The 22,488-nt window shown below is 53.7% G+C and carries 20 protein-coding genes; 13 read left to right on the top strand and 7 right to left on the bottom strand.

Translation table 11 applies throughout. The features are described from left to right. Positions 1 to 151 precede the first annotated feature (151 nt). The 4 genes from NSS83_RS05220 (at position 152) to ybaK (ending at position 4,336) form a co-directional block, all read left to right on the top strand. Positions 152 to 1,831 carry a hypothetical protein gene (locus tag NSS83_RS05220; RefSeq protein ID WP_341347812.1) on the top strand — a complete coding sequence of 560 codons (1,680 nt, stop codon included), beginning with the start codon at positions 152 to 154 and terminating at the stop codon, positions 1,829 to 1,831. A gap of 239 nt (positions 1,832 to 2,070) precedes the next feature. Further along, positions 2,071 to 3,495: an aspartate ammonia-lyase gene (aspA, locus tag NSS83_RS05215; RefSeq protein WP_341347811.1), complete on the top strand. Its 1,425-nt coding sequence runs from the start codon at positions 2,071 to 2,073 to the stop codon at positions 3,493 to 3,495. 85 nt (positions 3,496 to 3,580) lie between these two features. Continuing rightward, the gene (locus NSS83_RS05210) at positions 3,581 to 3,853 is read left to right on the top strand and encodes a YolD-like family protein (RefSeq protein ID WP_341186786.1); all 273 of its coding nucleotides are present in this window, start codon (positions 3,581 to 3,583) and stop codon (positions 3,851 to 3,853) included. A 12-nt stretch (positions 3,854 to 3,865) separates the two neighbouring features. Next, a complete protein-coding gene (gene ybaK / locus NSS83_RS05205) occupies positions 3,866 to 4,336 on the top strand; it encodes a Cys-tRNA(Pro) deacylase (protein WP_341185436.1) in 471 nt (156 codons plus the stop codon). A 91-nt stretch (positions 4,337 to 4,427) separates the two neighbouring features. On the opposite strand, the gene NSS83_RS05200 is transcribed toward ybaK, so the two are convergent. The 4 genes from NSS83_RS05200 to NSS83_RS05185 all read right to left on the bottom strand — a co-directional run bounded on the left by NSS83_RS05200 (position 4,428) and on the right by NSS83_RS05185 (position 7,672). Continuing rightward, a complete protein-coding gene (locus NSS83_RS05200) occupies positions 4,428 to 5,249 on the bottom strand; it encodes an aminoglycoside phosphotransferase family protein (protein ID WP_341347810.1) in 822 nt (273 codons plus the stop codon). A gap of 61 nt (positions 5,250 to 5,310) precedes the next feature. After that, on the bottom strand, positions 5,311 to 6,063 hold the full coding sequence (locus NSS83_RS05195; RefSeq protein WP_341185438.1) for a YdcF family protein: 753 nt from the start codon (positions 6,061 to 6,063) through the stop codon (positions 5,311 to 5,313). Positions 6,064 to 6,359: 296 nt separating this feature from the next. Continuing rightward, positions 6,360 to 6,710 (bottom strand): cupin, encoded by a 351-nt coding sequence (locus NSS83_RS05190; protein ID WP_341347809.1) that lies wholly within the window; start codon positions 6,708 to 6,710, stop codon positions 6,360 to 6,362. Continuing rightward, positions 6,707 to 7,672, bottom strand: a complete 966-nt coding sequence (locus tag NSS83_RS05185; RefSeq protein WP_341347808.1) for an AraC family transcriptional regulator — start codon at positions 7,670 to 7,672, stop codon at positions 6,707 to 6,709. Before NSS83_RS05185 ends, NSS83_RS05190 begins: the two co-directional genes overlap by 4 nt. A gap of 174 nt (positions 7,673 to 7,846) precedes the next feature. On the opposite strand from NSS83_RS05185, the gene NSS83_RS05180 reads away from it, so the two are divergent. Further along, on the top strand, positions 7,847 to 9,964 hold the full coding sequence (locus NSS83_RS05180; RefSeq protein WP_341185441.1) for a glycoside hydrolase family 52 protein: 2,118 nt from the start codon (positions 7,847 to 7,849) through the stop codon (positions 9,962 to 9,964). Between the two features lie 130 nt (positions 9,965 to 10,094). Beyond that, positions 10,095 to 10,736, top strand: coding sequence for an alanyl-tRNA editing protein (locus NSS83_RS05175; RefSeq protein ID WP_341185442.1), 642 nt, complete (start codon positions 10,095 to 10,097; stop codon positions 10,734 to 10,736). Between the two features lie 358 nt (positions 10,737 to 11,094). On the opposite strand, the gene NSS83_RS05170 is transcribed toward NSS83_RS05175, so the two are convergent. The 3 genes from NSS83_RS05170 to NSS83_RS05160 all read right to left on the bottom strand — a co-directional run bounded on the left by NSS83_RS05170 (position 11,095) and on the right by NSS83_RS05160 (position 14,385). Then, on the bottom strand, positions 11,095 to 12,201 hold the full coding sequence (locus NSS83_RS05170) for a glycoside hydrolase family 88 protein (protein WP_341347807.1): 1,107 nt from the start codon (positions 12,199 to 12,201) through the stop codon (positions 11,095 to 11,097). Positions 12,202 to 12,319: 118 nt separating this feature from the next. Then, on the bottom strand, positions 12,320 to 13,180 hold the full coding sequence (locus tag NSS83_RS05165) for an AraC family transcriptional regulator (RefSeq protein WP_341185444.1): 861 nt from the start codon (positions 13,178 to 13,180) through the stop codon (positions 12,320 to 12,322). Positions 13,181 to 13,278: 98 nt separating this feature from the next. Beyond that, positions 13,279 to 14,385, bottom strand: coding sequence for an endospore germination permease (locus NSS83_RS05160; protein ID WP_341347806.1), 1,107 nt, complete (start codon positions 14,383 to 14,385; stop codon positions 13,279 to 13,281). A 180-nt stretch (positions 14,386 to 14,565) separates the two neighbouring features. Between NSS83_RS05160 and NSS83_RS05155 the strand changes: the two genes are divergently transcribed. The 7 genes from NSS83_RS05155 (at position 14,566) to NSS83_RS05125 (ending at position 22,469) form a co-directional block, all read left to right on the top strand. Further along, a complete protein-coding gene (locus tag NSS83_RS05155) occupies positions 14,566 to 16,080 on the top strand; it encodes a spore germination protein (RefSeq protein ID WP_341185446.1) in 1,515 nt (504 codons plus the stop codon). Next, the gene (locus NSS83_RS05150) at positions 16,077 to 17,294 is read left to right on the top strand and encodes a Ger(x)C family spore germination protein (protein WP_341347805.1); all 1,218 of its coding nucleotides are present in this window, start codon (positions 16,077 to 16,079) and stop codon (positions 17,292 to 17,294) included. The genes NSS83_RS05155 and NSS83_RS05150 overlap by 4 nt, the downstream gene beginning before the upstream one ends. A gap of 7 nt (positions 17,295 to 17,301) precedes the next feature. Beyond that, a complete protein-coding gene (locus tag NSS83_RS05145; protein ID WP_341347804.1) occupies positions 17,302 to 17,532 on the top strand; it encodes a hypothetical protein in 231 nt (76 codons plus the stop codon). Between the two features lie 177 nt (positions 17,533 to 17,709). Next, positions 17,710 to 19,248: a glucose-6-phosphate dehydrogenase gene (gene zwf, locus NSS83_RS05140; protein WP_341347803.1), complete on the top strand. Its 1,539-nt coding sequence runs from the start codon at positions 17,710 to 17,712 to the stop codon at positions 19,246 to 19,248. Positions 19,249 to 19,312: 64 nt separating this feature from the next. Continuing rightward, positions 19,313 to 20,206: a phosphogluconate dehydrogenase (NAD(+)-dependent, decarboxylating) gene (gnd, locus tag NSS83_RS05135; protein ID WP_341347802.1), complete on the top strand. Its 894-nt coding sequence runs from the start codon at positions 19,313 to 19,315 to the stop codon at positions 20,204 to 20,206. 669 nt (positions 20,207 to 20,875) lie between these two features. Continuing rightward, a complete protein-coding gene (locus tag NSS83_RS05130; RefSeq protein ID WP_341185450.1) occupies positions 20,876 to 21,070 on the top strand; it encodes a hypothetical protein in 195 nt (64 codons plus the stop codon). A gap of 106 nt (positions 21,071 to 21,176) precedes the next feature. Further along, on the top strand, positions 21,177 to 22,469 hold the full coding sequence (locus NSS83_RS05125) for an L-serine ammonia-lyase, iron-sulfur-dependent, subunit alpha (RefSeq protein WP_341185451.1): 1,293 nt from the start codon (positions 21,177 to 21,179) through the stop codon (positions 22,467 to 22,469). Positions 22,470 to 22,488: the final 19 nt, after the last annotated feature.

The following is a 22,488-nucleotide window of genomic DNA, read 5'->3' as shown; positions in this document are numbered from 1 at the left end:
TCAAGCATAATCTTTTTTAGTACGTTTATTTTAGTTTATTTATTCACTGATAAGATTGCCATATGTACTGAAAGCGTGCACAATAGAGCAGGAGAGAACGAATTGCACTGTAAAATAAATGATAGAAATATCACTGTGGAGGGTGAGCAATATGACAGACCAGCCTAAGCATCAGCAAGAGACTTCTTATATAGTACGCCAGCGGGAGATTATGTACGCTGCCGCAGTGGAGGCAGAGCGCCGTCCGCTGCTGTTCAGCGGACTCTGGTTCCATGATGATGTGCGCAACAACTTCTATTATGCTTCCTATTTATTTGCCGCTGCGGTGGATGATAACCTGGAGCTGCCGTTCAGCCGGGAGGATGCCAAGCGGAAGGCCGAAGCTGTACTTTTAGAGACGGTTAGACTTCAGAACCGGATGCCGGGAACACCCTTATATGGACATTGGCCGCTGGGGCTAAGCCCCGCGCCTCAGGAGGCTGCACCGCATGAGCTGCCGGTGGAGATCATGGGCAGCCTGATGGTCTGGTTCTGCAAGCGATATTCCGCCCGGTTCAGCGCGGGACTGCGCGTGGCGTTCCATACAGCAATTGGACATATCTACCGCAGCGGCTTCTTCCGGAAGCAGGTAGCGGAGTTCGGCCATCATGAAGCGAAATATACGGCGGCGAAGCTGATCTTCGGCCAGCTGTTTGAGGATGAGGAGCTGCGGGAAGACGGGCGGCACAGCCTGGAGATCACGCTGGCGCATATCCGTGCGAAGGGCATGCCGGAGTATGGCAGCCTGCCGTGGTTCTGGCACTGGGTACAGGCATTCACTTGTGCCTGGGAGCTTGAAGAGGACAGCAGCGTCAGAGAGATGCTTGGCGGGATGCTGGACTTCCTGTGGGCTGAGCGGAGCCAATGGTATCTGCAAGGGGCGTGGGCAGGCGCGCATTCCCGGGGCTGGCCGCATGATGTTCCGGCAGACGGCAATGTGCTGCACGACTATGTGCAGTTCGGGGATTTTGCTCTGCCTGCGGAGATGCCCCGTACCGAATACGCAGGGTTCCTCTATTATGAAGCACCGGAAGAGGTGCGCTCTACTGCGCTGAACCGCCAGTTACCGGTGGAGGTCTGCAAGAAGACTGAGAAGGTGGTTGCCGGTTCCCCGGAGCGCCAGCCGGCGCTGCATTCTTACGCCTATATCTGCAAGGATTACGCGGCAGGCGGGATGTGGGAGCGGGTGGAGGAATTCGACAATGAGCAGCTGCGCTGGGCCTTCTCGCTGCCGGTTCCGGCGGCGGAAGGTGTGAACCGGCTTTACTTTTTCCATCCGGGTCAAGGCTATCAGCCGGGCGATCCCCGGCACCAGAGTCCTTATATGGAGGTGCTATATCACCGGAACACGGTACTGTCGCTGTTCCCTGTGCCCGAAGGAGCAGATACAGCCATCGTCGGGGTGCTTCCGCTAGGCGAATGGATCAGGCAGCCCAAGGCGCTGCTTGGCTATGCGGGCAATGTGTATTTTGCCGTCTATGTATCACAAGATTATGAACTGCTGGAGCGGTCATCCTATCTGGAGGTAACGTCCAAGAACATGCCGGGAGGCGTCGTGGTCGAAGCGCTTAGCACAGATCAGGCGGCAGAGCTGGGGATATACGGGCTTGAGGAATTCGCTGCAGCCGCTATGAAGCGGGCACCGGAATTTACGGAGGGAGAGAGCCTCTCGGCAGCGTATACGGCCTGGAGCGGGAATGAACGCCTGCAGCTCAGCATTGACAATAAGCATACGGGAATACTTTCGCAGATTAACGGCAAACCGGTATCATTTGAACATTATAAGGTCTAAACGGGACACTCCGCCCCCTGGGGATCTTAAGATTTTTTCAGATTGGAACTATCTCAAATTTTAAGCTACAATGACATAAAGCCCGGGGGTCAGCAATGGCTGCCGGGTTCTTTGCGCTACCCGCATAGGGCCTGAGCATGGAGCAGCAATGAAGGTAATATCTTTAGGGCTGCAAGGAAAGAATAAGTTGACTAATTTGCAGCTGAGGATCTACTACTGAAGACATGGGGGAGAGCAGGATGTCAGAGACAGAATATCGGCTGGAGAAGGATTTTTTGGGCAGTAAGCAGGTGGAGCATCAGGCCTATTACGGGATACAGACCCTCCGGGCGGTGGAGAATTTCCCGATTACCGGCTACCGTGTGCATCATGAATTAATCAAGGCGATGGGGATTGTCAAAAAATCCGCTGCGCTCGCCAACATGGAAATCGGCCGCCTCTATAAAGGCCTGGGGGAGGTCATCGTCCAAGCGGCAGAAGAAGTGATTGCGGGGAACTGGGATGAGCAGTTCATCGTGGATCCGATTCAAGGCGGCGCGGGCACCTCGCTCAATATGAATGCCAATGAAGTGATTGCGAACCGTGCGCTGGAGCTGCTGGGCAAGGCCAAGGGAGATTATCTGCAGCTTAGTCCGAACACTCATGTGAATATGGCGCAATCGACGAACGATGCGTTTCCGACGGCGATTCATATTGCCACGCTATCGCTGCTGGAGCAGCTGCTGATCACGATGCGGACGATGCACGGTGTATTTTTGCAGAAGGCGGCTGAATTTGATTCCGTAATTAAAATGGGACGGACTCACCTGCAGGACGCGGTGCCGATCCGTCTGGGACAGGAATTCGAGGCGTACAGCCGGGTGCTGGAGCGCGACATTCAGCGGATCGAGCATACGCGGGGCCATCTCTATGAGGTGAACATGGGCGCGACCGCCGTGGGTACCGGATTGAACGCCGATCCCCGTTATATTACGCGGGTCGTCGAGCTGCTGGCTGAGATCAGCGGTCTGCCGCTGGTCAGCGCGGAGCATCTGGTGGATGCCACGCAGAATACGGATGCCTATACCGAAGTCTCGGCGTCCCTGAAGGTCTGCATGATGAATATGTCCAAAATCGCCAACGACCTGCGCCTGATGGCCTCCGGCCCGCGCTCGGGCTTCAATGAAATTACGCTGCCGGCCCGCCAGCCGGGATCGTCTATCATGCCCGGCAAGGTGAATCCGGTGATGGCCGAGGTGATTAACCAGGTGGCTTTTCAGGTGATCGGCAATGATCATACGATCTGTCTCGCCGCTCAGGCCGGTCAACTGGAGCTGAACGTGATGGAGCCGGTGATGGTGTTCAATCTGATTCAGTCGATCAGCATCATGAACAATTCCTTCCGGGTGTTCACCGACTATTGTCTGGCAGGGATTGAAGCCAATAAGGAGAAGCTTGCGCGTGAGGTGGAGCGAAGCGTCGGCATTATTACCGCCGTGAACCCGCATCTGGGATATGAGGTCGTCTCGCGGATTGCCAGGGAAGCTATTCTGACCGGAGAATCGGTCCGGGCCTTGTGTCTGAAATACAATGTACTGAGTGAAGAAGAGCTGAATCTCATTCTGGACCCGTATGAAATGACCCATCCCGGCATCGCGGGGGCGGCGCTTTTGAATCATGAATAATAATCGTGAATTGTGTAAAATCAGGCTTCCTCTCATGGTATAATAGACAGGAGCATTTACACCGGGCATGATCCTATATTCTGTAATGGCTTACTGGAGGCAAAGTGTGGCGAAGGCAAAAGTGGCAAAACGTCCAACCCGCGACGAATTCGTGCTTGAGGAGCTGGGCAACCAGCTGGTAGAGGCGAAGCAGGAGGATTCCGAGATTCTGCTGACGGTCTGGGGGAAGGAAGAAGAGGTGCGCGGAGTGATTGTAGAGATGGATTCGCGTACCGGCAGGGTGCATGTCAGAAATCATGAAGAGATTATCAAGGTGCCGTTCATGGACATTATGCAAATCAATTACCCCCGGGATTAGGGGGAGCGGCAGATGAACAAAACGAATGCCATGCGCATACTGGATGCAAGGAAGATAAGCTATACCATTCATAGCTACGACAATGAGGACGGGCTGATTCACGGAACAGCGGTTGCTGAGAAGATTGGCCTGCCTCCTGAAGTAGTATTCAAGACACTGGTCGCACACAGCGGGCCGCAGCCGTACGTCTTTGTGATTCCGGTTGCTGAAGAGCTGGATCTGAAGGCCGCGGCCAGAGCCGCCGGAGTCAAGAAGATTGAGCTGCTGCCGCTCAAGGAGCTGCTGAAGCATACGGGATACGTGCGCGGGGGCTGTTCCCCTGTCGGGATGAAGAAGCTTTACCCTACGTTCATTCACAGCAGTGCGGTGGAGCTTGAGGTCATTGCAGTCAGCGCAGGCCGGATCGGCGTTCAGATGGAGCTTGAGCCGAAGCTGCTGGGCGAAGCGGTGTCTGCGGTTTTTACGGAGTTGGTTAAAGAGTAGAGTAACGTGGGATGCGATATTCACTCCTAATTAGCAAAAAACGAAAAGCAGCAACTCTCCAGTAATGTGAGAATTGCTGCTTTTTTCTTTTTCAAAGAGAAGCAGTAGTCCATTCGCTATAATGGTCAGCTATGAATTGCAGCTCTCGCTCATAGTGGGCCAGGTGGCCTTCTTCCACCATACGGACAAAAGCAGGGTTGCCCGCCTCGGCCTCCTTCTTCAGCGTATCGCACATAGCCGTGAGCCGCCGGGTCAGCCAGTCGTGCAGATTTTCCGGGACAGGCAGTCCATAGGCTTCGAAAAATAGCTCAATCCGCCGCTGCCGGTCTGCTGCATGGAGGTCTGTCTGGTAAGGTACTGTGGAGCCTGTCAGATAGTCAGGAGCAAAACCGGCGAGCGGAACTGAAGTATAGAGGGTATAGGCAATATCCCATAGGCGCGGGCCCGGACCGGCCATGTCGAAATCAATCAGCGCCACGGGCGCACCATGCTGAAACACCACATTGTACAGCGCCGCGTCATTATGGCAGATCACTTCATGTGCCGCAGGATCGGCATAGGGGAGCTGCCACTCCATATGTATACTATTCGCTACAAAACCCTCCGTTGCATCATGATAGCTGCGTAACAGGCGCGCCAGGCCCGTAAGGGTCTCTTCAGACCACATGTACGGCTCCAGCTCAGGATACGCGTTGCCCGGAACCTCGCCGGGTAGAAAGGATAGAATCTCGCGCCCTGCTTCATCTATGCCCAGAAATCTGGGGGCTCCAGCGAAATTCTGCTGCTCCAAATGCTGAAGCAGTGCATGAATACTTGTGCTCCAGCTCCCTGTGGGGCGGCGGACGGTGTCTGCCTTGCGGATAATCTCATTTACATTTCCGCCGGTTAATTTCTCTTCATCGTACGGGTTCATTGGCTAAAGGCACCTCGCTTTCTTTGATGGGCGTACGGCCGTGTGCAGCCAGCTGCAGGGGTCAAGGCAGCAGCTTCGCGGCTATTAACCCCAGATACTCCTTCAGGGCCAGCCCGGTTGTAGAGACGGCTCCGGCAGAAGGAGTGAATTTGCTTACATAGAGTGACATCGGACGGCTGGCCTGGAAATCTACTGGAAAAGCCTGCGGCGTAAGTCCGGCCTGCCCGAACTGGACCATGCTGCGCGGCATATGGAAGCCGGAGGTTACCAGAACAGGACGGCTGAAGCCATGCTCCTGCATGAGCTTCGCGGTGTTGACCGCATTCTGCTCCGTGTTGAGCGAGCGGTTCTCCGGCAGGATGTCCTCTGCGGGGATGCCGAGGCCGATGAGCTGCCGCCGGGCGATATCCGCTTCATTGCCGCTGTCGGCGAATACCTGTCCCCCGGAGAAAATGACCGGCAGGCCGGTCTCACGGTACAGCCGTGCAGCTGCCAGCAGCCGGTTCGCCGCCGGACCGGACATATTGCCCTGCCCGTCCAGATCCGGGGTGCCGGAGGTGGCTCCGCCGCCGAGAATAACGATCACATCCCCCTCTGCGGCGGCAGGCTGAGGATACTTCCGCTCCAGGCTCCCGATCAGTGTGTCGGCGACAGCAGAGGTCATCGACAGATAGAGCAGGAGCGTGACCGCCAGCAGCACGACCGCAGGACGGCGGCTGTTTTTCCACAGCCAGACCACCATGCCCAGCAGCAGCAGGACAAATAACCCGGGCGGCAGGACAAAGCTGTATACGAATTTAATGAGATAGATCATACGGTCACCAACTTTTACAAATAGGATAAAAGATAAGCTGTTTTGTGCTTCGTGCTTCGTGCTTCAAGTGCCCTCCATGCGCGCTCCCGGTGATCTGCCTTCTGAAGCGGACTGAGATTCCGTTATTTTGCCAAAATCACGTGTGTTAGCGCCGAAACGGACTGAGATTCCGCTAGTTTGTACTTTTGAGCCTCAGAGGACACCTGTTAGGACGCATAACGGAATCTCAGTCCGATTGTCCCAGAATTTCACCTGATTTGCTCATATAGCGGAAGCTCAGTCCTCATCGTTGTCAGTTAGAGAGTCATGTAGGCGGCAGGGTTCAGCGAATCACCTTCAATAATAATCGCAGTCAATCCTGAATCTGTCCGGGTCTCGTGCCATTCCTCCCGCTCCCAAAAGACGGCTTGACCTGCACACACAGCTGTAAATTCAGCTTCCTCTCCGCGCACATACCCCTCACCGTTCACAATGAGCAGCAGCTGCGGACAGGTCGCCTGATGAAAACCGATTACTCCCTGGTGTCCAAGGTATACGCAGCCGATATGCGTCTTCTCCTCAGTCTGGATAATCCGGGATAAGATGAAATCGGAATTGAAGGCGGTTATTGGTTTGCCTGAATCTGGTTTGAAATGGTAAATCTTCATTGTATACCTCCTTGTGAGCGCGGAAGAGGCACTCCGTCGTCCGTCTTACCCGGCTCCTCCGTAAGCTGGCGGTAGCCCATTGGGGGCAGGCCGGTCCAGCGCTTGAACTGCTTGCTGAAATGGGACACATCGCGGTAGCCCAGCCGGTAGGCGATGCTCTCTACAGACAGGCTGTTGTCCAGCAGCAGGAGCTTGGCATGGCGGATAATGAGATCGGAGAGATACTGCCTCGGCGGCAGCCCGTAGATCTGCCGGAAGGCGCGGTTACAGTGGTTAGGGCTATAGCCGAGTCTGGCCGCAATCTCCTCGATGCTTCCAGCTCTGCTGCCTGATGCCGCAGCGGTGAAGACGGATTCCTGCAGCAGCCCTTCCATGGCATTCGCCAGGGCGACGGTCTTCTCTGTCACTCCCGGCAGGGTGCTCCGGGCAGGAGAAGGCAGGGCAGCCAGCACCCAGCCGCTAAGGGCGGTGAAGAACTGGAGCGAAGCGTTCAGCATCACCAGCCGGCCCCGCTGGGCATCGCTGGCCTCCGGGAGAATGGTTGAGCGGATAATGTCATCCAGGGAAGCGCGGATCGCCTTCAGCTCCGGGGTGTCTCCGCTTAGACTGACGGTATCCATTGTCATTAAGGAGCGGCGCAGAACCAAATCGTCAATGTCGAAGTGCAGGCAGTAATAAGACATCTCATCCCCTGCGGCTGCGCCCAGACTGGAGTGCTGCACACCCGGGCGGATGAACAGAATGTCACCGCTCTCCTGGATGTAAGAATGTCCGCCTACAGCCATGTGCTGCGAGCCCTGCAGAACGATGTTGATCTCGAACATCGGGTGAGTGTGTGCCGGATATTGCCACTCTTTGTTCACCTTGCGCCAGTGGGCGGCGAAGAGATGGAAGGCAGCTTGAACATCCGGGGACATGCGTCCGTCCATGGAATGCTGTGTGCCGGGATCTAATACGTTCATGTTCAACCTCTTCTTTGTTAAAAGATGGATCTATTATAGCATAGGCCGCTGCGTCCGATTGATTTGTCCAAATAATTGGAGGCTTTGCGCCTGTTGCCTGAGGGGCGGGGAGCGCTAACATAGAGCTAGAGCCCGGCACTGCCGGGACACAGCTGGAGGGAGTGTATATACTGTATGCCAACTAACAAATTCTTCAATGCCCATCATTCACCGATAGGATCATTCTCAAGCTTCACCCTCGGATTTCAAGGAGCGTCCGGCGGCTTTGACCTCGAACTCGGCAGACCGCCAAGACAGAACATATATATTGGGCTTGCGCGCAAGGACGGCCGCGGTTATGATACGTTGCCCTTCCATGAGCAGGGCAGTGACGATGAGAGCAAGCGCTACGATATTGAGAACCCGGACCCGAGTCCGGACAAGCCGCAGACGCTGTTTCACTTCGGGGAAGATGAAATTACGCGTGATTTCCGGCTTACAACGGACAGCTGGCAGGCCGGCGATCTCACTTTCCGCATTCTGTCGCCCGTCCGGCCCGTTCCGGACCCGGAGACGGCTTCGGAGGCAGAGCTGAAGGAAGTACTGCTTCCAGCCGTGCTGGTAGAGCTTGAAGTCGATAACACAGCGGGCAGCTCTGCGCGCCGTGCTTTCTTCGGTTTCCAGGGGAATGACCCGTATAGCGCCCTGAGAAGATTCGATGGAGGCCAGGAGGATCTGACGGGTGTCGGCCAGGGCCGGTTCCTGGCGATTGCCGCGAAGCAGGGAAGTGTGAAGGCGGCAATGCATTTTACAATGGAGGATATTCTTGCAGCGGAGCTGGAGGAGAACTGGACCTTCGGGCTGGGGCAGGTTGGCGCGCTGATTATGGATGTGCCCGCCGGTGAACGCAAGGTGTACCAGTTCGCGGTCTGCTTCCACCGCTCCGGTTATGTGACATCAGGAATGGATGCGAGCTATTACTATAACCGCTATTACAGCAATGTGGAAGCTGTTGCGGAATATGCGTTATCCCGGTTCGACACGCTGAAGCAGCAGGCTGAACAAGCGAACGGAATGCTGGAGGGAACGGCCTTAAGTGACGACCAGACCTTCATGCTTGCTCACGCTATCCGCAGCTATTACGGCTCTACCGAGCTCTTGGAGTACAAAGGCCAGCCGTTCTGGGTCGTCAACGAAGGCGAGTACCGGATGATGAATACGTTCGATCTTACGGTAGACCAGCTGTTCTTTGAGCTGAAGATGAATCCGTGGACCGTCCGTAATGAGCTGGATATGTTCGTGGACCGGTTCAGTTATGCCGACACCGTCCGCTTCCCGGGAGACTTGATCGAGTATCCGGGCGGACTTAGCTTCACGCATGATATGGGAGTAGCCAACGCCGTGTCTCGTCCGGGGTATTCCTCCTATGAGCTGTACGGCATTGATGGCTGCTTCTCGCATATGACCCACGAGCAATTGGTCAACTGGATTCTCACTGCGGCAACTTATGTGGAGCATACCGGGGACCGCAGCTGGATGGAGCGCAATCTGACGGTACTGGAGAGCTGCCTGCAGAGTATGCTGAACCGGGATCATCCGGACCCGGCGAAGCGCAACGGTGTGATGGCGCTCGACAGCTCACGGACCATGGGCGGTGCAGAGATTACGACCTATGACAGTCTGGATGTCTCCCTGGGCCAGGCGCGCAACAATATTTATCTGGCAGGAAAATGCTGGGCTGCTTATCTGGCTATGGAGCGGATTTTCCGCGACAACGGCAATACGGAGCTGTCCCAGACTGCCGGCCGGCAGGCTGAACTCTGTGCGGCTACTATCGTGGCGAGTGTGACCAAAGGCGGCTACATTCCGGCGGTCATCGGCGAAGGCAATGATTCGAAGATTATCCCGGCCATCGAAGGCCTGGTGTTCCCTTACTTCACCGGCTGCAAGGAAGCCTTGGAGCGCGGAGGACGGTTCGGCGAATATCTTGAGGCACTGGACACGCATCTGAAGGCTGTGCTCGTGGAGGGAGTCTGTCTGTTCGATGACGGCGGCTGGAAAATCTCCTCCACCAGCAATAACAGCTGGCTGAGTAAAATCTATCTCTCCCAGTTCATCGCCAGAGAAATTCTCGGCCTGGAATGGGATGAGAAGGGCCGCGCGGCAGATCAGGCCCATACGGCCTGGCTTACGCATCCGCAGCTCTCGATCTGGAGCTGGAGTGACCAGATTATCTCCGGCGAAATCACCGGCAGCAAATATTACCCGCGCGGAGTAACGGCCATTCTGTGGCTGGAGGAACAACGGGCGTAGATAGTTGAAGCCGGACGTCCGGCGGTGTTGACTTAAACAGCGAATCTCCCATGACGGGGATTCGCTGTTTGTTTATTATATTGTTATTTTTGTATAATATAATAAACAAAATAAGTATAGAGGTGCTGATATGGTTGAAAAAGTATTTTGGACTAACCCATATTTAACGAAATTAGATACTCGTATATCCAGTGTTAACGGCAATGACATTACAGTGGAAAGAACCATCTTGTATGCATTCTCTGGAGGACAAGAGAGTGATACAGGATTGATTCACGGGTATTCTGTACATCAAGCCAAAAAAGAGGGTCATGAAATCATTTATACCCTTGAAGAAGGGCATGACTTAAAGGTTGGTGATGTAGTATCTATGACCGTAGATTGGGATCGTCGTTACAGACTTATGAGACTACATTTTGCTGCGGAGGTTGTATTAGAATTAGCTTATAAACAGTTGACAGGTATTGAGAAAATAGGCGCTCATATCTCTCAGGATAAAGCCCGAATCGATTTTGCTTGGCACGAGAATATTTCAAAATCATTTTCTTTGATCGAGAAAGAATTCCGTAAGATTATTGAGGCAAACCTAGATATTATTAGTGCCTTCAGCGATGAAGGAAATGGAAGAAGATATTGGGAAGTTAAAGGCTTCTCAAAGGTTCCCTGCGGTGGAACTCACTTGAAGAAAACAGGTGAAGTTGGAGAAATAAAGTTAAAGCGTAACAATATCGGGAGAGGGAAAGAAAGAATCGAAATTTATTTATGTATTTAAAACAACTGGGCCACATGCTCACGCAGCGCCGAATGTAATCGGTTTTCCGATTACATTGTGCCCACACGCCTGCGCAGTGCCGAATGTAATCGGTTTTCCGATTACATTGTGCCCACACGCCTGCGCAGTGCCGAATGTAATCGGTTTTCCGATTACATTGTGCCCACACGCCTGCGCAGAGCCGAATGTAATCGGTTTTCCGATTACATTGTGCCCACACGCCTGCACAGTGCCGAATGTAATCGGTTTTCCGATAACATTGAGCCCGCATGCCCACGCAGAGCCGAATGTAATCGGTTTTCCGATTACATTCGGCCCGCGCGTCCATGCAAGCTGTCTGTGCCTGCTTCCAGCCAGACTAGAACACCCGGTGCTTCCAGCCGTTCAGCTTCGCTACAGCTTCAACGTAGAAGTAGTCGCCGTAGATCAGCGACACATCCATGTGGGAGTCGCCGCTGACTGCGCCATGCAGCAGGATGGCTTCATGCCCGGGCTGCTCCCAGGTAGCGTAGCTCTCGGTCAGCGAACGCAGAATACGCTCTGCGGCATCCGCATAGACACGTTTCTCGCCCGGCGGCACAAGCTCTGCGAGCTCCAGGAGGCCAGAGGCGGCAATCGCGGCGGCCGAGCTGTCTCTGGCCATACGCTTGTCATCTGCCAGCCGGAAGTCCCAGTGCGGGACGTGATCTTCCGGGAGAGCCGCGATGAAGTAATGGGCGATGCGCTTGGCGGTATTCAAGAAGCGCGCGTCCCCGGTGTGGCGGTAAGTGTTCGTGAAGCCGTACAGCCCCCAGGCTGAACCCCGGCTCCAGCAGGATTCAGGCGAATATCCCTGTCCGCCGAAATTCTCAATATAAGCACCGGTAGCGGCATCGAAGGAGAGAATATGCTTGGTGGACCCGTCCTCGCGCACACCATACGTCATGGCAGTCCCGGCATGGCTGACCGCAATATGACGGTAGCGCGGATCACCGGTTACCCGGCTGGCCCAGAACAGCAGCGAGATGTTCATCATGCAGTCGATGATGACCCAGCCGTGCTTGTCCCCGTTCCAGGCGCGGATGAACCCGCCCGCAGGATTATAACGAGCAGCCAGATAGTTAGCCGCTTCCAGTCCCCGGCGCAAGCCCTCCGCGTCACCGGTCAGCGTATGCTTGATTACCGCAGTAGCCAGGAACTGAAAGCCGACGTCGTGATGCAGCTCTTCGGTCGGCTTCGCGAACCATTGTCCAATCGTTTCGTCAAAGTCCCATGCAGCGTTCTTATATAGATCCTTGCCTGTCATATCCTGCATGACCCAGAGCATTCCCGGCCAGAAGCCGGAGGTCCACCAGTCCGTAGCGGGATTGTCGAACAGGCCATCTTCTCCGGCCATATGCGGGCTTCTTCCGCCCAACTGCTCTATCATCTTGGATACCTTCGTATCCAGCTTGTTCATTACTCCCTGCCAATAAGCTGTAGTCATCGCTGAAGCCTCCACATGCATTAGATTATGGCCTCAGTATAACGCCTATGACGAACCGAAAGTTGTCATTTAATATCACGAAATGTTGTTTTATTGTCCTGTTTTCCCTCAGGGGCTCTCAGCTTCCCTTGCGGTATTGCAGCGGAGAAAGGCCAAGCACCCGCTTGAACAGCTGGTTGAAGTAGGAGGGATTCGGGAATCCGACAGCACTGCCGATCCGTTCCACCGTCAGGTCCGTGGTCTCCAGCAGCCGGCAGGCCTGCTTGAGCCGCCGGGCTGTAAGATAATCTACGAGCCGTCCGCCGGTCTCCTGATGAAAAATCCGCGACACGTAAGATTTCGACAGATGGGTCTCTGCTGCCAGCTGCTCCAGACTAATCTCCTCGTGGTAATGGGCTTCGATCCAGTTCATGATCTGCTCCGAATAGCGAAGCTGCCGCTTGTCTCCGGCGTGGATCAGCGACTGTTCTCCAGTCCCCAGACAGCTGAGGAGCTGGAGAAGGAGCATGGAGATATCTTCAGTCTCTTCCCCGGTGCTCTTGCTCCGGCACTGGTTATAATTCGCGCAGATCCATTCCATGGTCTCCATACGGTCACTGAGATCGAAGCCGCAAGAGGGATTATTGCCCTGCCAGAGCGCAGAGAAGACAGCCTTGCGTTTGGGGAAGCCCTGTAGCAGCTGCTCGGCAGTATGCGGGTCGAGATAGAAGATCGTGCGTACGAACGGACGCTCCGCAGAGACCTCCGAATAGATCCGGTGCAGCTGATAGGGCTGGAAAAAGAATAGCATCCCCGGACGGATATCATACATCTGCTGGTTGACTACAATACTGCCTTGACCCCGGTGCACGAACATGATTTCACAGCACTGGTGCCAGTGGTAATACCCTTTGTAATGATCATCGGTATAGATCCGGTAGTCCCAGATCAGCGACTGCCGGTTATCGAACAGTACAGGCTCGAACAGCTGTTTCATCATGCTGCAGTTCATCCCCCACAATGACAAAATAGAAACATTTCACTGCTTCCTATTATAGGGGACCTGCCGGGAGAACGCTACAGTAACAGCTCCTTCTTTTATCCTTGTGAGGCAGGTTTGCGTTTTCTAAACTTATAGACGATAAGGATCGTCAATGGGAGAACGAAGGAGAGTGTGAGGTTCCAATCGACCCAATAGGCCGGAATTTCTTTTACATAAAAAACAATATCATTGGAGCTGAGCTGGGACAGTCCATAGATCAGGAAGGCAACCGGGAAGATCAGCGGACGGTGGCTTTTCAGCTTGAACATTTGTGCAGTCCCCAGGACGAAGGCATAGAAATATAGCGCTGTTTTGAAATAAGTGGTAATAATCCAGGCGGTGGCCATGAGCGCTTCCAGCCGTTGCAGGAAGTTGGCAACATTGATTTTTTGGGCCAGGATATAGGCGGCATAGAAATTATGCTCCGAGAAATAGACGCCCAGCACGGTCAGCGAGAGGAACAGAATCAGATTCAGCCCAACGGATCCCGCGAAGAGTGCAATGAAGATGTCACGATTGATCTTGCTGTTCTTGCGGGTAAAGGGATACACCATTAAGAAGACGCACAGCTCCCCGAACGGGTAAAAGACCCCAAACATAATGGTATGCAGCATCCCGGGCAGCGGCGTGGTCATCATCGGGTACAGCCGGTCTATCTGAACCTGCGGAAATAAGAGGACCATCAGCGAGACCAGGAATAGGGCAAACAGCGGAAAAAACACCTGTGCCGCCCTGCCCACCACCTCCAGTCCCAGACGCAGGCCATACACCAGGATGACAAGACTCATAAACCGGATGACTCCGCCCGGTGTCCCCTCATAGATCTGGGTGGTCAGGAAATCCTCCATTTCGCGCACATATGTCGAGGCGGCCAGGACGAAGAAATTCAGATAGAATAAGCCTACTGCAATGCCCGCCCATTTTCCCAGCACCTGCTGACTGATCTCAATTATGGTTTGGTTTGGACTGATGTTCGCTACATTGATTAGCAGATAAATAAGGGCCATGCCAAGCGGTATGCTGATCAGTGCGGCGATCCAGGCATCCTGATGGGCTTCGGCCGTCATGGTGGTCGGATAGACCAGAGCCATATCCCCGATGAAAGTGAACAGACCGAGAATGACCATCTGCGCGGTGCTGATTCGTTCTTTTTCAATACCCACCTAACGCTCCTCCTTTCCTTTAACAAGTCATAAGGTTGCTTTGCTGCAATCTTCTTAGTATGACAGCTCCTTCCAGAAATTATGTGCTCATTGTCTTGTGTTCAGCAGCGGAATAATTAACTAGCGTTTCAACCAAACTATCAACGTACCGAATTGCTCAAATGAAGAGGGTGAAGCTGCATGAAGGATGAAGCGAACGGCAAATTATCCGCACGGCTGGAGGCCAATGAGGAACAACTGTCCCGGCTGCTCGGCCAGAGCACAGATCTGGTCAGCAAACGGCTGCAGCTGGGAGAACATACGGAGCTTAATGTATTCTATATAGATGGTCTTATTGACAATCAGCTGCTGCATAACTCCATTCTGTATTCGCTGCAGGAAGGTAGGATCTGTGATCTGCTGGAAGCAGAGAGTCCTGAGCGGAAAATAGAGCTTCTCAGCAAGCGCGTACTGTTGGCTGGAGATGTTACTATCGTCCGGGACTATGTCCCCTTCATTCATGATCTGTTATCCGGCAATGTGATGATCATGGTGGAGGGGTCGGCAGAAGCGCTGCGCATCGGCCTGCCCGGCTGGGAGGACCGTAATGTAAGTGAACCCAACTCGCAGTCGGTCGTGCGCGGGCCAATGGAGGGCTTCACGGAGAACCTGCGAACCAACACAGCCTTGATCCGCCGCAAAATCAAAGACAGCCAGCTATGGCTCGAAACGATGCAGATCGGGCGTGTAACCCAGACCAGCGTATCAATCATGTATTTGAAGCATATTGCCAATCCTGAGCTGGTCGAGGAGGTTAAGCGCCGGTTGGAGGCGATTGATACCGACAGTATTCTGGAGAGCGGTTATATTGAGGAGTTCATTCAGGATACGGCGGCTACGCCTTTTCCCACAATCTATAACAGTGACCGTCCCGATACGATAGCCGGAGGTATCCTGGAAGGGAAGGTAGCTATTCTCGTGGACGGCACCCCTTTTGTGCTGCTGGCTCCGACGGTGTTTGTTTCCTTTTTCCAGTCGGCAGAGGATTATTATCAACGGGCGGATATCTCCTCGTTGCTGCGGTGGGTACGGTTTCTGGCCTTTTTCCTGACGATGTTCGCTCCTGCCTTCTATGTAGCAATCACCACCTATCATCAGGAGATGATTCCAACCAATCTGGTTATCAGTCTGGCTGCCCAGCGGGAGACGGTGCCGTTTCCGGCTTTTGTCGAAGCAGTGATGATGGAGCTGACCTATGAAATTCTGCGGGAGGCGGGGGTGCGGATTCCGAAGAATGTTGGACAGGCGGTCTCTATCGTCGGCACGCTGGTCATCGGGCAAGCGGCCGTTGCCGCCGGGTTCATCTCCTCGGCCATGGTCATCATTGTATCGATTACAGCGATTTCAAGCTTTGTTATCCCTGAAGCTGGAATGTCAGTGGCCGCGAGAATGATACGGTTCTTGTTGATCATGCTGGCCGGGTTCATGGGATTATACGGGATTCTATGCGGAGTGTTCGTGCTGGTGCTGCATCTCGTAAGCCTGCGTTCATTTGGTGTGCCCTATATGAGTCCGATCGGCCCCTTCGTCCGCGAAGATCTCAAGGATTCCATCTTCAGGCTGACCTGGCCGCTCCTGCGCACCAGACCCCGGCAGAACCGCACGCAGAATCTGCAGCGGCAGGCTCCTCCCAAGCGCGGGGGGAACTTAAGATGAAGAAACGAATGGTGAAGGCGCTGGCTGCTTGCATCCCTATATTGCTGCTGCCTATGCTGCTCAGCGGGTGCTGGGAGCGAAAGGAGCTCAACGAATTGGCATTTGTAATCGCACTGGGTCTCGACAAGGCGGAGGACGGCTACCTGGTCTCCATGCAGGTAGTGATCCCTTCCTCGATTACATCCCAGAGTGCCGGGGGTTCAGGCGGAAGCGGAGTTCCTGTAGTGTTCTATTCCTTCAAGGTTAAAACGGTGTATGAATCGCTGCGCAAATTCAATCTGGTCAGTTCACGTTCGCCTTATATGGGCCATATTCGTGTACTGGTTATAGGTGAGGAACTGGCACGCCAGGGGGTGGGCGAGACCCTGGATGTATTAAAGAGAAGCCGCGAGCCTCGTATGGATTTCTACGTCATGGTGGCGCGGAAGTCTACTGCGGCGAATGTGCTGAAAGTGCTGACACCGCTGGACCGGCTGCCTGCGAACAAGCTATTCAATTCACTGGACAAGTCCTACAGAATCTCGTCCAGGACTATTGCAGTCACATTGGACGAATTCATTGAGGATCTGATCTATGAAGGAAGGAACCCCGTCCTGACAGGCGTTGAGATAGAGGGAGATCCTGAGGCAGGCGCCGGCAAGAGTAATATTGAACGGACCAATCCGGATACAAGACTCCGCTATAAAAGTGTGGCCATTTTCAAAGGGGATAAGCTGATCGGCTGGATGGATGATGCAGTAACCGTCGGATACAATTACGTAATTGATAATGTAACCAAGAATACAGGGTACTTCAAAGACAAGAATGGAAGCCTGATTGTAATGGAGGCGCTGGACACAACAACCAATCGTAAGGTGAAGATTATTGACGGCGAGCCGCATATTTTTCTGAGTGTGGAGGCGTTATGCAATGTGCAGGAAATTGAAGGTCCGGACAAGATTGATACCGAGAGTAAAATCCATGAGCTGGAGCTGAAGACGCAGGAGCGGATTGTAGAGCGGATGGAAGCGGCAGTGAAGAACATAACTGAGCGGTATAATGCTGATGTTTTTGGGTTCGGCCAGTTGATATACCGCAAGAGCCCTAAAATATGGTCCAGCGTAAAAGAAAATGATGAATATCTCAAAAGCCTGCCCGTGCATTACAAAGCCGCTGTAACCATTAACCGGATTGGAACGATCGATAATTCTTTCATCGATGAAATCAAGGAGTGATCCTGCAATGCTGATGTTACTGGTATTCCTCATCCTGGCTGTGGGCTGTATGGTGATTGATCTCCCTAACCTGAAGGGCAGGCAGAAGCGGCGGGACCGCTGGGTGTACTTCATCCTCTGGATTGGCGGACTCGCTGCTGCGGGCTGCACATTGCTGAAAATTAAGGTGCCAAGCCCGCTGCTGATGATTATGGTGATCTACAAGCCGTTCAATGATCTGGTAGCCTCCTGGTTCTGAGTAACGCAGCAGGTCTTCTAAATAGAAGGCCTGCTATTTGGCATGTTTGGGTAATTATCGTAAATGTCGAATTGAGATTGACGAATTGATTTTATAGTCGTATGATGTGTGTTATAAAAGTTCCTGAGTAATAATAAGTAACTATATAATAAAATGATAACAACGGGAGGAATGAAAGTGGAATCATCTACATTTGTACTTTTTGGCGCAACCGGGGACTTGGCGAAGCGGAAAATCTTCCCCGCTCTATACAACCTGTTTACTGATGGCAAGCTTTCCGGTCCTCTCTCAGTCATTGGGCTGGGCAGACGGGAACTCACCAACGAGACGTTCCAGCGTCAGGTTCTGGATTCGCTGCGTACCTTCTCGCGCCGTCCGGTAGAGGATACAGCAGTGCTGCAGAATTTCCTGCAGGCTTTTGAATATAGTGTGCTGGATGTCGGACGTCCTGAGGATTATGTGAAGCTCCTTGGGCATGTACAGCGCCGGGAGGAAGAACTGGGGCTTCCGCAGAACCGGATGTTCTATTTGTCAGTCGGTCCCGAATTTTTCGGAGAGATTGCCGGTAATATCAATGCCAGCGGACTCGGGGATACCAAGGGCTGGAAACGTCTGATCATCGAGAAGCCGTTCGGACGGGATCTGCAGTCGGCACGCGTGCTGAATGAGAGCTTGAGCGCAGCTTTTGCAGAGGAGGAAATCTTCCGTATTGACCACTTCCTCGGCAAGCCGATGGTGCAGAACCTGGAGGTGCTGAAATACTCTAACCCTGTGCTGCGGGCCTTGTGGCAGAACCGTTATATCGCGAATGTTCAGATTACCGCCAGTGAGACGGTGGGTGTGGAAGAGCGGGCGGGTTACTATGATAAGGCTGGCGCGCTGCGCGACATGTTCCAGAACCATATGCTCCAGTTGCTCATGATGATGGCGATGCAGCTTCCGAAGGGCAGTACACCAGAGGACGTCCGCAGCAAAAAGCGGCATGTCATCCGTTCCGTCCGCCCCCTGCTCGCTGAAGAGGTAACACAGCATGTAGTGCGCGGCCAGTATGCAGCCGGGGAGATGCGCGGACAGCAAGTGCCTGCGTACACCGCTGAACCGGGGATTGCAGCTACTTCTCAGAATGAGACATATATTGCTGCACGCCTGTGGATCGAAGATCCGCTGTGGAACGATGTGCCGTTCTACATTCGCACAGGGAAGCGCCTGAAGGAGAAATCCACACGGATTGTTATAGAATTCAAAGAGCCGTTTAATGATGTGCATAACAAGAACCGTAACAAGCTGCCGCTTGACCCTAATCTGCTGGTGATTGATATTGGTCCGAATGAGGGCATCTCTCTGACTCTGAATACCAAGAATCCGCTTCAGCACGGGGAGCTTGAGCCGGTTAGCATTAAGCATGAGCCGGGCAATCCCGATGTGCCGGAGGCTTATGAGAATCTGATCTATGATGCGATGCTTGGCGATGCCACTTTCTTCGCTCATTGGGAGGAAGTAGAGTTGTCCTGGCAATGGGTTCAGCCTATAATCGAAGCAACAGCAGAAGGCAGCCTGCCGCTGCACCTGTATCCTGCCGGATCTAACGGTCCCGCGGCGGCAGAACAGCTCCTTGGCGAGTTCCACTGGTGGCTGGATGAACCGGAGAATACAGAGCCTGCACGCGTTCACCGGACAGCAGGGATAGAACCCGAAGTCATCCGGCCTGGAGCCTAAGCGGCGGCGGTAACAGCAAGCGGACAGAGTTAGCTTATATGACTACAATTCGGAGGGATTCGTAATGAAAGTCGGTTTAATTGGACTAGGCAAAATGGGCTTCAATCTCGGCCAGAACCTGCTGGAGCATGCCCATGAAGTGGTAGCGTATGATGTGAATCCTGCTGCGGTGCAGGAATTGGCCGGACGCGGTGCGTCCGGGGCAGCAAGCCTGGAGGAGCTTACGGGACGGCTTGATTCCCCGCGCGTTCTCTGGATCATGGTTCCCCATACTTTTGTAGATTCGGTTATTACTGAACTGACGCCGCTATTATCCAAGGGAGATATCATCATTGAAGCCGGGAACTCTCATTATAAAGAGTCGATCCGCCGTCATGAGGAGCTGGGTGCCCACGGAATTCACTTCCTGGATGCGGGAACCTCCGGCGGAATGGAAGGTGCGCGGAGTGGGGCCTGCTACATGGTTGGCGGCGATGAGGAAGCGTGGACGGTCGTTGAACCGCTGTTCCGGGATACTGCGGTAGAGAACGGATATCTGTACGCCGGCAAATCCGGGAGCGGACATTTCCTCAAGATGGTGCACAACGGCATTGAATACGGGATGATGGCTGCGATCGGCGAGGGGTTCGAGGTGCTGGAGAAAAGCGGATATGACTTCGACTTCGAGCAGGTGGCCCGCGTCTGGAATAATGGCTCGGTGGTCCGCTCCTGGCTGATGGAGCTGATCGAGCGTGCCTTCTCCAAGGATGCCAAGCTGGAGGATATCAAGGGCGTCATGCATTCCTCAGGGGAGGGACGCTGGACGCTGGAGACCGCCTTCGACCTCCAGGCAGCGACTCCGGTCATCGCCATGGCTCTGCTCATGCGCTACCGTTCGCTGGAGACCGACACCTTCACCGGCAAAGTCGTCGCCGCCTTGCGTAACGAATTCGGCGGCCATGCGGTGGAGTCGAAGTAAGCAGCAGCAACTAGGCTGAAGCGTTGATATCAGGGGGCTGTCCATAGCCATGCAATGGCTGTTTGGGCAGCCTCTTTGTTTTGGATTTGGCCGGAAGCCGGGCTGGAGGTGGGCCGTACGGGAAGTGAAAGGGATACATCCCCTTGAATCAAGTGTACTTATACACTACATTTGCTCATTTTTACTCACTTTTTGGAATTCAAGTGTACTTATACACTATATTTGCTCGTTTTGCTCACTTTTGGTGAATTCAAGTGTATTTATACACTACATTAGCTCTTTTGGGCTGCATTCAGTAAATTCAGAGTCAGTTGGTCCATGCTAAAATTGAGCGTTACTAAGCTCGTATCATTGGGATGAATAGTTTGTATTATTTGGAATGTTATGTATTTCGTCTCCAGCTTAAACAGCGGAGCGGGCAAAACTATTGTCGAAAAGCGAAGCGGTCGCCTTTGTGTCCGGATTTTCACCGCTAAGGGGAATGAAAAAAATCTGGACACAACAGCGATTGTAACAACGTTCTGTTTGCGGAGCGTTCATCTAAGTGCTCACGTTGATCCCACTCCTCAATAAAGATCTGCCCCAAACCAAAAGAGCAGTACTTTTCATCAGACAACCCGCCAGAAGCATATAAGTACAGAAACAAGAAATAGACAGGAGAGGTGACCGGTGACGCACAATCAGGAGTTTACCGTCTATCTGATCACAAAGCGGGATATCCTGCGGTTTATTGTGGTCGAGGTGATTATCGGCAGTATGACGTATTCGCTGGCCTGGAGCTTGTTTCATAATACGATTCTGGCGGGAGCGGGGGGCTGGGCCTGTACGGAAGGGCTGAAGCGGCTGGTGAAGCTGGGCGGGTGATGGGTAATAACGGGGATTCCCCGGACTGTCTATCTGATGTACTATATAAAGAAATAGATATAGATACAGACATAGATCGACAGACAGAGGGAATGGTGATGCACAGATGATTAACCTACTGGAAGTATTGCACAAAGAAATTATGCCCGCAGAAGGCTGCACCGAACCGATTGCAGTGGCTTATGCCGTCTCGTTGGCCGCTGAACTGGTGGAAGAGGAGATTACGGCGATTCAGCTGCTGCTCAGCGGCAATATCATCAAGAATGCAATGGGCGTAGGGATTCCTGGTACTGGCCAGACGGGCTTGCCGATAGCGGCGGCCTTGGGTGCGGTGGTGCGCCGCTCGGAGAGGAAGCTTGAGATTCTGTCCGGGCTGACCCCGGCGGAGCTGGCAAGTGCAGAGGGACTGCTGGAGCGTAAGCTGCTGGAGGTTGAGCTGAAGGATACGCCGGAGAAGCTATATATAGAAGCGAGAGTACACAGCAAGAACCATACCGCCACAGCAATCCTGGTAAAAGAGCACACGAATGTGCAGTATCTTGCGAAGGATGGCCAGCGGCTTGAGCCGAAAATGGACAAGGCCGACTGCGGCGACCCGCATAGTCTGGACCCTGAGGTATACTCGGTCTCACTCGAAGACATCTATGCCTTCGTTCAGAATACACCATTCGAGGATCTTCGTTTCCTGCTTGAGGGAGCGGTTATGAATAAGGCGATCTCGGAGGAAGGGCTGCGCGGGGAATATGGCCTCCAGGTGGGCCGGAAAATGAGCCAGCAATCCGCCCTCAATCTGTTCGGCGCGGATGTGGCGAACCGGATTATCGCCGCAACGGCAGCGGCATCCGATGCACGGATGGACGGCAGTGCCATGCCGGTAATGACTACGGCAGGCAGCGGCAATCAGGGGATTGCCTGCACTATGCCGGTCATTGCCCTGGCCGAGCTCCTCGGCAAGGATGAGGAGACTCTGGCCAGAGCGATGGCGCTCAGCAATCTGATTACTATTCATGTGAAGCATTACATTGGCCGTCTGTCCCCGCTCTGCGGCTCAGGCATTGCCGGCGGAGTAGGGGCGGGCAGCGGTATTGTTTATCTGATGGGCGGAACGCTGGCGCAGATCAAACACTCCATCCAGAATACGATTGCCTCTACTTCAGGCATGATTTGCGATGGTGCGAAGCCAACCTGTGCACTCAAAATCTCCACGGCCACCAACGCAGCCATTCAGTCTGCCACCCTGGCTATGAACAATATCTCCGCGAGTCTGAATGACGGTGTCATCTTCGAGAAGGTGGAGGATACGATCAAGAATATGGAGACCCTGGTCCAGGAGGGGCTTGCCGCCACAGACCAGGCCATTCTGAATATCATGCTCTCCAAGGGAGCCGCTTCTTCATAAGGAGCAGGACAAGGTCCGG

It is taken from the genome of Paenibacillus sp. FSL H3-0469, assembly GCF_038051945.1.
Taxonomy (GTDB): Bacteria; Bacillota; Bacilli; order Paenibacillales; family Paenibacillaceae; genus Paenibacillus_AQ.
This window is presented reverse-complemented; position numbering and strand designations above follow the sequence as displayed.

What these genes read in the sequence shown, in the direction of transcription:
- NSS83_RS05220 (WP_341347812.1), top strand. Translation starts at nt 152, where the DNA reads ATGACAGACCAGCCTAAGCATCAGCAAGAGACTTCTTATATAGTACGC.
- aspA (WP_341347811.1), top strand. Translation starts at nt 2,071, where the DNA reads ATGTCAGAGACAGAATATCGGCTGGAGAAGGATTTTTTGGGCAGTAAG.
- NSS83_RS05210 (WP_341186786.1), top strand. Translation starts at nt 3,581, where the DNA reads ATGGCTTACTGGAGGCAAAGTGTGGCGAAGGCAAAAGTGGCAAAACGT.
- ybaK (WP_341185436.1), top strand. Translation starts at nt 3,866, where the DNA reads ATGAACAAAACGAATGCCATGCGCATACTGGATGCAAGGAAGATAAGC.
- NSS83_RS05200 (WP_341347810.1), bottom strand. Translation starts at nt 5,249, where the DNA reads ATGAACCCGTACGATGAAGAGAAATTAACCGGCGGAAATGTAAATGAG.
- NSS83_RS05195 (WP_341185438.1), bottom strand. Translation starts at nt 6,063, where the DNA reads ATGATCTATCTCATTAAATTCGTATACAGCTTTGTCCTGCCGCCCGGG.
- NSS83_RS05190 (WP_341347809.1), bottom strand. Translation starts at nt 6,710, where the DNA reads ATGAAGATTTACCATTTCAAACCAGATTCAGGCAAACCAATAACCGCC.
- NSS83_RS05185 (WP_341347808.1), bottom strand. Translation starts at nt 7,672, where the DNA reads ATGAACGTATTAGATCCCGGCACACAGCATTCCATGGACGGACGCATG.
- NSS83_RS05180 (WP_341185441.1), top strand. Translation starts at nt 7,847, where the DNA reads ATGCCAACTAACAAATTCTTCAATGCCCATCATTCACCGATAGGATCA.
- NSS83_RS05175 (WP_341185442.1), top strand. Translation starts at nt 10,095, where the DNA reads ATGGTTGAAAAAGTATTTTGGACTAACCCATATTTAACGAAATTAGAT.
- NSS83_RS05170 (WP_341347807.1), bottom strand. Translation starts at nt 12,201, where the DNA reads ATGACTACAGCTTATTGGCAGGGAGTAATGAACAAGCTGGATACGAAG.
- NSS83_RS05165 (WP_341185444.1), bottom strand. Translation starts at nt 13,180, where the DNA reads ATGATGAAACAGCTGTTCGAGCCTGTACTGTTCGATAACCGGCAGTCG.
- NSS83_RS05155 (WP_341185446.1), top strand. Translation starts at nt 14,566, where the DNA reads ATGAAGGATGAAGCGAACGGCAAATTATCCGCACGGCTGGAGGCCAAT.
- NSS83_RS05150 (WP_341347805.1), top strand. Translation starts at nt 16,077, where the DNA reads ATGAAGAAACGAATGGTGAAGGCGCTGGCTGCTTGCATCCCTATATTG.
- NSS83_RS05145 (WP_341347804.1), top strand. Translation starts at nt 17,302, where the DNA reads ATGCTGATGTTACTGGTATTCCTCATCCTGGCTGTGGGCTGTATGGTG.
- gnd (WP_341347802.1), top strand. Translation starts at nt 19,313, where the DNA reads ATGAAAGTCGGTTTAATTGGACTAGGCAAAATGGGCTTCAATCTCGGC.
- NSS83_RS05125 (WP_341185451.1), top strand. Translation starts at nt 21,177, where the DNA reads ATGATTAACCTACTGGAAGTATTGCACAAAGAAATTATGCCCGCAGAA.